The following is a 12543-nucleotide window of genomic DNA, read 5'->3' as shown; positions in this document are numbered from 1 at the left end:
CCTGACAAGGACGGCCGCTGCCTCGGGATTTCTCCCTATCTTGTTGTCGGCGGCGTATGCGAACATGTGTTCGTGTCCGAATCCCGCGGGGCGACCATCCTGCATGCCGACCTGGACGCGTTCTACGCCTCGGTCGAGCAGCGGGACGACCCACGCCTGCGCGGCCGCCCGGTGATCGTCGGCGCCGGCGTCGTCCTCGCCTGCAGCTACGAGGCCAAGGCGTACGGCGTCCGCACCGCGATGAACGGTGGACAGGCGTTGCGCCGCTGCCCCGGCGCGATCGTGGTGGACCCGCGGATGTCGGCGTACTCCGAGGCCAGCAAGGCGGTGTTCAAGGTCTTCGAGGAGACCACGCCGTTGGTCGAGGGGTTGTCGATCGACGAGGCGTTCCTCGATGTCGGCGGGTTGCGGAAGATCTCCGGGACGCCATTGGAGATCGCCCGGCGGTTGCGCGCCGACGTGCTTTCGAAGGTCGGGCTGCCGATCACGGTCGGGGTGGCGCGGACGAAGTTCCTGGCGAAGGTGGCCAGCGGGGTCGCGAAGCCGGACGGGTTGCTCGAGGTGCAGCCCGAGCGGGAGCTCGAGTTCCTGCATCCGCTGAATGTCGAGCGCCTGTGGGGCGTGGGCGAGGTGACCGCGGAGAAGCTGCGCAGCCGGGGGCTCACCAAGGTCGGTGATGTCGCGATGCTGCCCGAGGCCGCGCTGGTCGCGATGCTCGGACGGGCTTCCGGGCGCCATCTGCACGCGTTGGCCCACAACCGGGATCCCCGGCCGATCGAGGTCGGCCGTCGGCGGCGGTCGATCGGTTCGCAACGGGCCCTCGGTCGATCACCCAAGTCGCCGGCCACCCTCGACGCCGTACTGGCCGGCCTGGTCGATCGGGTGACGCGCCGGATGCGGACGGCGGGGCGGTCCGGGCGGACCGTCACGTTGCGGCTGCGCTTCGACGACTTCAGCCGGGCGACCCGATCCCATACGTTGCCGCAGGCAACGGATCAGACGCGGGCTATCCTGATCACCGCGCGGGCGCTGCTGACCACCGCCGGGCCGCTCATCGCGACACAGGGGATCACGATGATCGGCATCTCGGTCGGCAACCTGGAGAACGAGGCGGCACAGCAGCTCGCGCTGCCCTTCGACAAGGCGGCGAACGACGAGCTGGACACGGCCATGGATCGGGTGAAGGACAAGTTCGGCACGAATGCGATCACTCGTGGGATCCTGCTCGGCCGCGACCAGGGACTGACGGTGCCGATGCTGCCCGACTAGCTCTTGTCCGGCTGGTCGAGCCGCAGCTCCAAGGTCAGCTCGTCGCGCAACGGGATGTCGTACTCACCCGTCAGCGGGATGGACGGTTTGAGCTTGCGCGATGCGTCCATCGCGTCCGGAGTGACGCCGACGATCCGCAGCCCACGTCGCTGGTAGAACCGCAGCGCGTCGAGGTTGTCGTTCGTGGTGATCAGCCACAACCGCCGGGCGCCGGCCTCACGGGCAACCTCCGTGGCGGCCGCCAGCAAGGCGCTGCCCGCACCAAGGCGTCGCGCTGGGGCGTCGATGGTGACGACCTCCAGCTCGCCGTCCGCCAGCGTGTAGGTGAGCAGACCCACGATCCGGTCGTCCTGCTCGGCCACCAACGCCGGCAGCGTCGCGGCGTCATAGGCGACTCCGTGGGCGACAGCGATCGTGCCGCCCCACGCGGCGGTCAGGATGTCGACGATGGCCTTGTGATCCGCATCCGTGGCAGCTCGTACCTTCATGTCGGCCAACGCTAGTACGAGTTGTCGTGCAGACGGCCGGCGTACCAGTTGAGGGCGGCGCGGAGTTCGTCGACCTGGCGGATGCGGCGGTTGACGGTCGCGCCGTGAGCGATCGGGTAGATCCTGATGCCGCCGTGGTGCCGTCGCTTCGGCGCCGGCAGCGTGGATTGGTGCGGCGCTTCGAGCCACGCGATCAGCCAGGGACGCCGGACGTCACCGCCGACGCGGAGCCGGGTGACGCCGTTCCAGGGGATCGTCCCTTGCTTGTAGCCGCGTTCGATCGTCAATCCCTGTGGGGACAGGCGAAGGACGACGCGACGGCGCAGGACGAGGCGCCAGCTGCGGATGGCGAAGTAGAGGAAGATCAGGTCGACGATGCCGAGGAATGCGGTGACTGCTGGGTGCTGGGCTTGCATTTGGGGGTCGCGCTGGATGAAGGCGAGGAAGAGGACGGTGGTGATGCCTGCGATGATCGCCGGCCGCGTCCGGCTGGTGCTGAAGGCGGCGCCCGTCGGTGGTGCCGGCCGCGGTTGCGCTGGTGGCGGTTGCGGAGTCTGCGGCTGTGCGGTTTGCGGCTGCGAGGTGTGCGGTTGTGCGATTTGCGGTTGCAGGGTTTGCGGTTGTGCGGGGAGGAGTTTGGTTGGCGGTGGCGGGTAGGGGATCGTCTCGGCGGGCGAGCTGAGGAGGGCTGTGCTCGCGGGTAATCCGAGCAACTGGAGTAGCTCTTGTGGCGTCGGCCGCTGCGCGGGATCGCGTGCGAGACATCGGCGTACGACGTCCTGCAGTGGATTGGGGAGCGGCGGGATGTGTGGCTGCTCGTGGGCGACTCGGTGCAGCAAGGACGCCGGATTCCCATGCGCGAACGGACCACGTCCACTGGCGGCGAACACCAGCACCGCCCCGAGCGCGAACACGTCGCTCGGCGGCCCGATCGCCGTACCGGTGATCTGCTCCGGCGACAGGTAGCCCGGCGTACCGACCACCACGCCGGTCGCGGTCAGGCTCGCTTCCTCGAGTGCGCGGGCGATGCCGAAGTCGATCACCCGCGGACCGTTGTCGGTCAGGACGATGTTCGACGGTTTGAGATCGCGGTGGATGACGCCGCTGGCATGGATCGCCATCAGCGCCTCGGCCAGCCCGCCCGCGAGCGATTGCACCCCACCGGGCGTCAACGGGCCGGACGTGTCGATCGCCTTCTGCAGGGTCGGTCCGGGCAGGTACTCCGTGGCCAGCCAGGGATGCTCCGCGTCCGGATCGGCGTCGACGACCGCGGCCGTGTACGCACCACCGACCTGCCGCGCCGCCTCGATCTCGCGGGCGAACCGGGCCCGGAAGGCCGCATCACCGGCCAGTTCGTCGCGAACCACCTTCACCGCGACCAGCCGGCCACCGGGCGAGCGCGCGAGGTAGACGGCGCCCATCGCACCACGACCGAGCCGGCCCTGGATCGTGAACGACCCGATCACCGCCGGATCGTGCGGACGAGTTGTCATCGGGCGACACGCTAACGCGCTTCAGGACCGCGGGTATCCGATCTCGGCGATCCCCTCGGAGAGATCGGCCAGCCGGCGCCTCGGGTTGAGCGAGGTCACGACGTACTCGGTCAGCGGCATCAACGCGTACGCGTGCCGGATCGGCTCGAGGTCGAGGGCGACCTCGTAGTAGTCCTCGGCAAACGTCAGGTACGCCTCCGGCCGGCCGTCGGCGATCACCTCGAACAGCCAGTCGGCGCCGTCCTTGTCGGCGTTCTCCACCGGACCACAGCGCCACGCGGAATCCTCCGTCGTACGCCAGAAACACACCGTCGCCCTCGGCCCATCGTCACGGAACGCGGGCTCGTCGCGCGCTGCCTGAAAGACCTCCGGGACGCCGTCGAGCAGTCCGGGCCAGGTCCGCATGCCGTTCACCCACGGGGACATCGGCGACTCGTGGTCGAACCCGTACGCGAACGCGCCGGCGGGCGAGAACACGATCGAGTACTCGTTGCCGGACCCGTCCCGCATCAGCGCGGCCTCCTCGGTCTCCGACCAGCGCGCGTCGAACGAGAAGAAGTTCAGCAGGTCGTCGTCGTCATTGAGGATCAGATCCAGAACCGCGAGCGCACGACTGATCCGCCGTACCGTCGGCGGATCGGGCAGCCGCCGGATCAGGTCATGGACAGACATCACGCTCCTCCGACCGTCAGAACCCCGGGTCCGAGTCCTCACCGTAGTGGCTGAGGCACCCCTCGCGGGTCCGGTCGGAGGCGGCCTGTGGATAACTTCAGCGGCGCTGGACGGCTTCCTCCGCGACCTCGACCAGCTCGCGATCCGTCGCCTCGGTCTCGGCATCGTGGGCCGGCTCCAGCCGGTCGTGCGCGATCAGCGACTGGATCGCCCGCAGTACGGCGCTCGCCGCGGCACCCCACGTGGACACGTACGAGAACTGCCACCACCACAGCGCCTCGACGATCCGGCCTTCCTCGTAGTGCGCGAGGCCGTGCACGAGGTCGGTCGCGATCGCGGTGAGGTCGTCGGACAGCCGGTTGACGGTGATCTCGGGCGGCGCGGCGTACGGGTCGAAGACCTCGGCGTACTCGTCCAGGCCCTCGAACAGCACCGCGAGCCGGTCCCGCATCGCGTCCAGATCCGGATCCGGTCCGGCGTCGCTCTCGAACCGCTCCTCCGGGACGAAGTCCTCGAACGCGCCGAGCCGGCCGCCGGCGAGCAGCAGCTGGCTCACCTCGAGCAGCAGGTACGGCAGTGAGGCGAGCCCCTCGTCCACGCCGTCCTCGTCCGGCTGCGCGGCGATGTCGCGCACCGAGATCAGGAAGCTCTGCACCTGGTCGGCGATCTGTTCGGCGAACTCGGTGAGGTCCTCGGAGTCCGTGCGCAGTGCGCGCTCTGCAATATCGGTTGAATCAGTCATCTATCGATCGTCGCCCTTCAAACGCCCGTCCGAGTGTGACCTCATCCGCGTACTCGAGGTCACCGCCTACTGGAAGTCCACTAGCCAAACGGGTGACGCGCAACCCCATGGGCCGCAGCAGACGGCTCAGGTAGGTGGCCGTCGCCTCACCCTCGAGGTTCGGGTCGGTGGCCAGGATGATCTCGGTGACCTCTCCGCTGGCCAGCCGCACCATCAGTTCCTTGATCCGCAGCTCGTCCGGTCCGATCCCCTCGATCGGCGAGATCGCCCCGCCGAGCACGTGGTACCGGCCGCGGAATTCGCGGGTCCGCTCGATCGCGACCACGTCCTTGGCCTCTTCGACCACGCAGATCAGGCTCAGGTCGCGGCGCGGGTCACGGCAGATCCGGCACTGCGTCTCCTCCGAGACGTTGGCGCAGATCTCGCAGAACTTGACCCGCTCCTTGACCTGCACGAGCACATGGGCGAGCCGGCGTACGTCGGTCTCGTCGGCGGCGAGCAGGTGGAACGCGATCCGCTGCGCGGATTTCGGACCGACACCGGGTAACCGGCCGAGTTCGTCGATCAGATCCTGAACGGCCCCCTCGTACACGTCAGCCCGGGTTCTGACCGGATGGGCCGGTCCCACTGCCCGGGTTCGTGAACCCGACGCTGCCGCTGGTGCCCGGGTTGCCGGGCTTGTCGTCACCCTGCTCCACCGCGGGAGCCGACGCACCGGGCAGGCTGAAACCGGCCGGACCACCGGCGCCGGGAACATCCGCTCCGCCGCCGAACCCGGGCAGCCCACCGGCCAGCGGGCCCATCGCCCGCGCCGCGGCTTCCTTCGCGTTCTCCGAGGCGTCGCGCACCGCGGCGACGATCAGGTCGGCCAGCGTCTCGGTGTCGTCGGGGTCGACGGCCTCGGGCTTGATGTTCAGGCTGAGCAGCTCACCCGTACCCGACACCAGCGCGGTCACCAGCCCACCGCCGGCGGAGCCCTCGATCTCCTGGCTCTCCAGGTCGGCCTGAGCCTCCATCAACTGGTTCTGCATCGCCTGCGCTTGCGCGAGCAGGTTGGACATGTCGAAGCCCCCAGCACCGCCACCGTCGAACACCGCGATCTCCTCGTCCCAACCGCTCCGTGTCTAGCCCGAGCCTCAACACTAGCCGGTCCCCCCGACAACCCCACCCTCCCCCAGAAACCGACCAGTCTCCCCAACTTTTCCACACCCCTGTGGACACCCCCATCCACACCCCAAATTTCCTGTGCACACCCACCACAACCACCCACACCCCCACCCCACTCCTGTGGAAAACCCCCGCCCAGCCACCCACCTCTCACCGGCGCCTCCACAGCGGCTCAGCAGAGCACGACGCCCGTCGCTTGGTGCCGCGCGCGCGACCCCAGCGTCAACCCCCTGACCAGGTCGAGGCCTAACCGTCCTCCACCGACCACGGCGACGTACCGACCCCGGACAACGGCCGGTGGTGCCTTGCGATTGGCCAGCTGGCTGTGCGATCGGCCCAGGGCGCCCAGCGGTGAGCCGGCGGGTGCCTTGCGGTTGGCCTGGGTGCTTTGCCATCGGCCGACGGGAGCCCTTGTGGTTAGCCGGCGGGCTTGTGGCCAGCCGGCGGGTGCCCTGAAGCGGTCTGTGCGTCGGCCGGTAGGCGCTCTGCGGTGAGCCGGCGAGCCGGTGGGTGGTTGGCTGGCGACGCGGCGTTACGTCGGCCAGTAGGCGCTCTGCGGTTGGCCTGGGTGCTTGCCATCGGCCGACCGGAGCTTTGTGGCCGCCGGCTGGCGGCGCAGTTTTGCGCCGGCCAGAAGGCGCCTCGCGGTTAGCCGGTGGGCTCTGTGGTCAGTCGGTGGTGCCCTGCGGCTGCCGGCGGGCTTGCGATCGGCCGGTGGGCGTTCTGCGGTTAGCTGGTGGGCGGCTGTGGCTGGTGGTCAGTTGGGTTCTTCGGTGATGATTTGGGCGCCTAGGGTCTCGCGCAGGAGGTCTGTGTGCGTGCGGGAATCTTCTTCCAGCACTACGTCGTCCTCGCCGATCGCGTCCGCTTCCTCCTCGGGGGTCAGCGGCACCATCGGAGCGGCCGGCGCAGCAGCCGCTCGCCGTGCCTGCTCAGCCGCAACCGCCGCCTCGGCAGCCCGCCGCTTACTCGCCGCCTGCTCACGCCGATCACCGCCAGACACGCCAGCCGACTGCCCAGCCGTCCCACCCGATTGCCCGGCGGTCCCGGTCGACTGCCCAGCTCCAGGCGCGCGTCCAGCCCCAGGCGTCCGCGTCCCGGGCCCGTCTGCGCGAGCGGCTCGCGGGGCCTGCCGCGACACCGGTACGTCGTCCCACGGATCAGGCTCCGGCGGTACGTCGTCATACTCCGGGTCCGGCGGCTCTTGGAGGGCAACCGCCGTGCCTGCGCCATCACCCCACTGGCCAGCCCCTTTAGTCCCGCCCGCGCCACCCGGCCCGGCGTTCCGTCCCGGGTTCACCGACGACTGACCACCGCCCGACTGATCCCCAGCCCCGCCTGCGGCGCCCGCACCCGCACCAGGCGTCGCTGCCACGCCAGTACCCCACGCACCGGTCCGGGCCTCCGGGCCACCAGAGCCCACACCACCGGACGCCGATCCCGCGGCCGCAACCCCGCCGGCCGCAGTACCACCGCCGCCACCCGGACCCACACCTGCTCCAGTCGCTCCCAGCCCGCCCGCACCGGATCCACTCGCGCCAGCACTACCCGATCCAGGACCACCCGCGGATCCGCCAGCGCCACCCGAGCCGAGAGCACCCACGCCGGATCCGCTTGTGCCCGTGCCGGGAGCACTCGCGCCGGGACCACTGGCCGGACCACCGACTGCCGAACCATCCACGGCCTGTCCGCCGACTCCCGGACCACCGGCCGCAGCACCACCCGCGGCCGAACCACCGGCTCCGGAACCTGCGGCGAACCCATCGGCTCCGCCTCCCGTGCTCGATCCAGCCGCGGTCGCGCCGGCTCCGGAACCTGCGGCAGACCCACCACCTCCGGCACCCGCACCGGTACCGCCCGTGCCTGGACCGCCTGCGCCGGTACCGCCTGTGCCCGGACTACCTGCGCCAGTACCGCCTGCGCTTGGACCAGCTGAGCCTGGGCTGCCTGCCTGTGGGCCGCCTGGTCGGGGGGTGGCTGGTTGGTGTGCGCCGCCTGCGCCGGGGTCGGTGGAGGGGTCGACGACGGCTTCGATTCTGCGGTTCAGGCCGATGGTGTCGATCATCGCCTGCCGGAGGATCTCGTCGCTGCCGGAACGGGCGAAGCTCTCCCGCGCCCCCGCGTTCACCAATCCCAGCGTCAGTGTCTGATCGTCGACGGCGATGACCTGCGCGTTCTGGCTCAGCATGATCCACGCGAACCGCCGCTTGCTCTTCACCGCGTCGAGCACCTCAGGCCACAACCGCCGAATATCCGCCAGCCCCACTGAACCACCGGACGGCGCCCCCGAGCCCCCACCCGCCGGAGCACCACCCGGCCCCGAAGCACCACCGACCGCCTTTCCAGCACCAGCCGCAGCCGCAGCCGCCGGAGCGGACTCATCGCCCCACGCTCCGGTACGCCCGGCGCCAGCTGCCACCGAGCCGGAGCCGGAAGCGCCGCCATCAACAGCACCCCCGCGCCCCGCGTCTCCCGTCCCGGCGCCGCGCCGCGACGTACCGGCACCGCTGCCGGCAGTACCAACAGCACCACCTGTCGCCGTGGCACCACTGGCGTCCACGCCAGCTGTATCGCCTCCGGCCGCCGCGCTTGAGGAGCCAGCTCCGGATGCGGCGGCGCCTGGGCCGGCGTCAGCTGCCGGTGCTGAGTCCGCAGGGGCTCCGGGGCCAGCGGTCGCTTCGGCCATCGTCGTACTGTCGGGTGGCGTGCCTACCGCACCAGCGGCGGCCCGGGCTGCGGCTCGACTGGCGGCGTCCTGGCCAGCTCCGCCGGCGACACCCGCCGCGGGGGCGGCGTCTGGCGTAGCGGCCGGGACCCCGATGGTTAGGCGTCGTTCCATCCGGTCGAGGCGGGCCTGGATGCCGTTGGTGGAGTCGTCGGCGCCGGGGAGGAGGACCTTGGCGCAGATGAGTTCGAGCTGAAGGCGGGGAGCCGTCGCGCCACGCATCTCCAGGAGACCGGCCGCGACGATGTCGGCCGCCCGGGTGAGCTCCGCGGAGCCGATCCCGGCAGCCTGGGTCTGTAGGCGCTCGCCCTGGTCCTCGGCGGCTTCGATCAGACCGGAGGCAACAGCATTCGGTACGGCGGACAGCACGACGAGATCCCGCAGTCGCCGCAGCAAGTCCTCCGCGAACCGCTTCGGGTCCTGCCCGGTCTCGATGACCTTCTCGATCGTCTCGAACACAGCCGCACTGTCGTGCGCGGCGAATCCATCAACACAAGCGTCGAGCAACGAGTCCGGCGTGAACCCGAGCAGCGCGACGGCCAACTCGTACGTCACCCCATCCGGACCCGCCCCACCGATCAACTGGTCGAGCACACTCAGCGAGTCCCGCACCGAACCGGCACCCGCACGCACGACCAGCGGCAACGCGGCCGACTCGATCGCGACACCCTCGGACTGGCAGAGCGAGGCCATATAGTCGCCGAGCACCTTTGGCGGCACCAGGCGGAACGGGTAGTGGTGGGTCCGGGACCGGATCGTCCCGATCACCTTGTCGGGCTCGGTGGTGGCGAAGATGAACTTGAGGTGCGGCGGCGGCTCCTCGACCAGCTTCAGCAGGGCGTTGAAGCCCTGCGTGGTCACCATGTGCGCCTCGTCGATGATGTAGATCTTGTAGCGACTCTCGACCGGCGCGAAGAACGCCCGCTCACGCAGGTCCCGCGCGTCGTCCACACCACCGTGCGACGCGGCGTCGATCTCGATCACGTCGATGCTGCCGGGACCGCCACGCGCCAGGTCGGTGCACGACTTACACACCCCGCACGGCTCCGCGATCGGGCCCTTCTCACAGTTGATCGCCCGCGCCAGGATCCGCGCGCTGGTGGTCTTCCCGCACCCGCGGGGCCCGGAGAACAGATAGGCGTGGTTCACCCGGTTGTTGCTCAGCGCGTTCCGCAGCGGCGCCGTGACATGGTCCTGCCCGATCACCTCGGCGAACGTCTCCGGGCGATACCGGCGGTACAACGCAAGGGGTGCTTCCACGCCCGCCACCCTAGCGCCGCGCCCCGACAAAACCAGCCTCGTCCCCGCGGTGCGCGAGTGGGGTGCGAGGGACGGGTCGAACCGGGACCGTCCTAAGGTGAGGCGGGTGGACGCTGGGGACGAGTTGCAGCAGACAGCGATCGGGCGAGCCCAAGAGGTGCTGCTCGAGGACGAGCGCATCCTCGCGGTCTACCTGATCGGAAGCTACGGGACCGGCGAGGCCGACAGGTTCAGCGACGTCGACGTACATCTGGTCGTGACGGACGAGAGCCTGGAGTGGTTCGAGGAGAACTGGGCCGACGTACTGCGGAAGGTCGCTGGGCCGACCGTCCTGGCGGATCGAGTGCCCGGGCTCATCGGTGGGCTGGGGATCACCGCTGACTGGCTCCATGTCGACCTGATCGTGCATCCGCTCAAGTCCTTCAATCGGTTCGGGTACGACGGTGTGCGGGTGCTGTTCGACCGGGACGGCACGCTGTTCCCGGATGGCGACATCCCGCGGCAGGGCGGTCGGCCCGGAGACCCGTACTGGCCGGCGGTCGCGGTCAACCTCTTCTTCTACTTCCTCGGGAACCTGGTCACGGTCCTCGGCCGCGACGAACGGATCGTCGGCAACCAAGGCATCGGGGCGGTCCGCGACCAACTCATCACCCTGATGCTCGCCGAGCGCGGCGTACGTCGTACCGGTGGAGCCAAGCGCCTCAACGCCTACCTCTCCGACGAACAACGCGCCGTCCTGGAAGCAATCCCCGCGGCCGGCACCGACCCCGCGGACATCGTCGCGGCCAACCACTACATCTGCCGCGAGTTCATCCGCCGCGGCACCGCCCTCGCCCAGCAAACCGGCGAGCCGTGGCCGGCGGAGTTCGTCGACGCGACCCTCGCCCACCTCCGCCGTCAGTTCGACGTGGACTTCACCTGACGCCCCCAAGGAGCCGATGAGCGCCAGCTGACGGGTCCATCCGAGCTACTCGAGGTGGTAGTTGGCGAAGCGCGTGCGGAGGTCCTTCTTGGAGAACTTCCCCACCGAGGTCTTCGGCACCTCCTCGATGAACTCGACGGCGTCGGGGAGCCACCACTTCGCGACCTGGGGGCGGAGGAAGTCCAGGATCTCCTCGCCGGTCACGGTTTCGCCTTCCTGGCAGACGATGCAGGCGAGCGGGCGTTCGTCCCACTTCGGGTGCGGGACGCCGATGACGGCGGCCTCCTTGACGGCGGGGTGGGCCATCAGGAGGTTCTCGAGCTCGACCGAGCTGATCCACTCGCCGCCTGACTTGACCAGGTCCTTGGTGCGGTCGACCAGGCGGACCGAGCCGAACTGGTCGATCGCGGCGACGTCGCCGGTCTTCATCCAGCCGTCCTCGGTGTTGAGCTGGGCGCCATCGCCCGGGCGGTAGTACTCGGCCGCGATCCACGGGCCGCGGACCTGCAGCTCACCGGTGGCCGCGTCATCCCAGGGCAGCGGGGTGATCGACCCGGGCTCGACGATCCGCACCTCGACTCCCGGCAGCGGTAACCCCTGGCGGGCCCGCAGCCGCGCCTTCTCGTCCTCGGCGAGCTCGTCGTACCGCGCCGGCACGTGCGACGCAGTCGCCACCGGACTGGTCTCCGTCATGCCCCACGCCTGCAGGATCGGCCGGCCGAGCTTCTCCCGGAAAGCCTCCGACAAAGCCAGCGGTACGGCGGATCCGCCACAAGGGATCCGCCTGAGCTTGGGCAACTCGACCCCGTCCAGCAACGGCAACAGACCCTGCCAGATCGTCGGAACGCCGGCCGACAACGTGACCTCTTGTTCTTGCAGCAACTTGAGGATTCCCTGCGGAGTCATGTCCGGCCCCGGGAACACCAGCGACGCGCCGGCCATCGGCGCCGCGTGCGCCAGGCCCCAGGCGTTCGCATGGAACATCGGCACCACCGGCATCACGGTGTCGGTCTCGGCCAGCCCGAGCCCGGAGTTCGTCAGGACGCCGATCGAGTGCAGCCAGGTCGATCGATGCGAATAGACGACACCCTTCGGGTGGCCCGTCGTACCGCTCGTGTAGCACATCGCGGCGGCCTGGTTCTCGTCGTCGACGTGGAACTCGACCGGCTCGGCCGCGGCCAGCAGCTCCTCGTAGTCGTGGAACCGGGGATCGTCCGGCACCTCCGCACCGGGCGCTCCCGGTGGCAGGTCGTCCATCACGACGACATGCCGGATCAGCGGCAGCCGCTCGAGCAGCGGCAGGAACAGCCCGAGCAGCGACTTGTCGACAAAAACGACCTCGTCCTCGGCATGGTTCGCGATGTAGACGACCTGGTCGGGGAAGAGCCTGATGTTGAGTGTGTGCAGGACCCGGCCGGTGCACGGGGCGGCGAAGTACAGCTCGAGGTGGCGCCCCGAGTTCCACGCGAAGGTGGCCACTCGACCGTCCGGACTGGTCCCGAGCGCGTCCAGGACGCCGCCCAGGCGTCTGGTCCGCGCGGCCCACTCGCCGTACGTCAGCTTCGTCGGCGCCGGCCCGCCGGTGTAAACGGTCTTGTCCGGGTAGAACTGCTCGGCCCGGAGAAAGATGGTGTCCAGGGACAGCTGGTAGCTCTGCATCAGACCCTTCATGCCAACACTGTGCCAGTCGCGATGCCACCTTGACCATGAAGCTGTCCGGACTTTCTCCGGCACTCTTCCCGCACTCGGAGCACCGAACGATCTCGGCAGAGATAGATGACACAACATACGTGTCGTGTAATGTA

9 protein-coding genes and 1 pseudogene are annotated in these 12543 nt (G+C 69.6%); 2 read left to right on the top strand and 8 right to left on the bottom strand.

What is annotated here, in order from left to right; all coding sequences use genetic code 11:
• The first annotated feature begins 72 nt into the window (after positions 1–72).
• Positions 73–1269 (top strand): DNA polymerase IV, encoded by a 1197-nt coding sequence (gene dinB, locus OG876_RS14070; protein WP_328525286.1) that lies wholly within the window; start codon positions 73–75, stop codon positions 1267–1269.
• Here the strand turns inward: dinB and OG876_RS14065 are convergent.
• The 7 genes and pseudogenes from OG876_RS14065 to OG876_RS14035 form a co-directional block, all read right to left on the bottom strand.
• Positions 1266–1757 (bottom strand): GNAT family N-acetyltransferase, encoded by a 492-nt coding sequence (locus tag OG876_RS14065; protein ID WP_328525285.1) that lies wholly within the window; start codon positions 1755–1757, stop codon positions 1266–1268. The genes dinB and OG876_RS14065 overlap by 4 nt on opposite strands.
• Positions 1758–1768: 11 nt before the next feature.
• Positions 1769–3250: a serine/threonine-protein kinase gene (locus tag OG876_RS14060; protein WP_328525284.1), complete on the bottom strand. Its 1482-nt coding sequence runs from the start codon at positions 3248–3250 to the stop codon at positions 1769–1771.
• Between the two features lie 21 nt (positions 3251–3271).
• Positions 3272–3922, bottom strand: a complete 651-nt coding sequence (locus OG876_RS14055; RefSeq protein ID WP_328525283.1) for a hypothetical protein — start codon at positions 3920–3922, stop codon at positions 3272–3274.
• 97 nt (positions 3923–4019) lie between these two features.
• Positions 4020–4664: a DUF5063 domain-containing protein gene (locus OG876_RS14050; RefSeq protein ID WP_328525282.1), complete on the bottom strand. Its 645-nt coding sequence runs from the start codon at positions 4662–4664 to the stop codon at positions 4020–4022.
• On the bottom strand, positions 4657–5256 hold the full coding sequence (gene recR, locus OG876_RS14045) for a recombination mediator RecR (protein ID WP_328525281.1): 600 nt from the start codon (positions 5254–5256) through the stop codon (positions 4657–4659). The genes OG876_RS14050 and recR overlap by 8 nt, the downstream gene beginning before the upstream one ends.
• A gap of 199 nt (positions 5257–5455) precedes the next feature.
• A pseudogene (locus OG876_RS44015) lies at positions 5456–5725 on the bottom strand (YbaB/EbfC family nucleoid-associated protein); the annotation flags it as partial.
• An 863-nt stretch (positions 5726–6588) separates the two neighbouring features.
• Positions 6589–9846, bottom strand: coding sequence for a DNA polymerase III subunit gamma and tau (locus OG876_RS14035; RefSeq protein ID WP_442914127.1), 3258 nt, complete (start codon positions 9844–9846; stop codon positions 6589–6591).
• Between the two features lie 76 nt (positions 9847–9922).
• Between OG876_RS14035 and OG876_RS14030 the strand changes: the two genes are divergently transcribed.
• On the top strand, positions 9923–10738 hold the full coding sequence (locus tag OG876_RS14030) for a nucleotidyltransferase domain-containing protein (protein WP_328525279.1): 816 nt from the start codon (positions 9923–9925) through the stop codon (positions 10736–10738).
• A gap of 45 nt (positions 10739–10783) precedes the next feature.
• Here OG876_RS14030 and OG876_RS14025 read toward each other — a convergent pair whose 3' ends face one another.
• Entirely contained in the window at positions 10784–12409 is a 1626-nt protein-coding gene (locus OG876_RS14025) for a long-chain fatty acid--CoA ligase (RefSeq protein ID WP_328525278.1), read from the bottom strand.
• Positions 12410–12543: the final 134 nt, after the last annotated feature.

Origin of the sequence: Kribbella sp. NBC_00359 (genome assembly GCF_036097425.1) — a bacterium.
In the GTDB taxonomy this organism is placed as follows: Bacteria; Actinomycetota; Actinomycetes; order Propionibacteriales; family Kribbellaceae; genus Kribbella.
Note: the sequence above shows the minus strand (reverse complement) of the source record. Positions and strands in the feature narration are given on the sequence as shown.

Coding starts and splice junctions, on each gene's coding strand:
- OG876_RS14065 (WP_328525285.1), bottom strand. CDS start 1,757: ATGAAGGTACGAGCTGCCACGGATGCGGATCACAAGGCCATCGTCGAC.
- OG876_RS14060 (WP_328525284.1), bottom strand. CDS start 3,250: ATGACAACTCGTCCGCACGATCCGGCGGTGATCGGGTCGTTCACGATC.
- OG876_RS14055 (WP_328525283.1), bottom strand. CDS start 3,922: ATGTCTGTCCATGACCTGATCCGGCGGCTGCCCGATCCGCCGACGGTA.
- OG876_RS14050 (WP_328525282.1), bottom strand. CDS start 4,664: ATGACTGATTCAACCGATATTGCAGAGCGCGCACTGCGCACGGACTCC.
- OG876_RS14025 (WP_328525278.1), bottom strand. CDS start 12,409: ATGAAGGGTCTGATGCAGAGCTACCAGCTGTCCCTGGACACCATCTTT.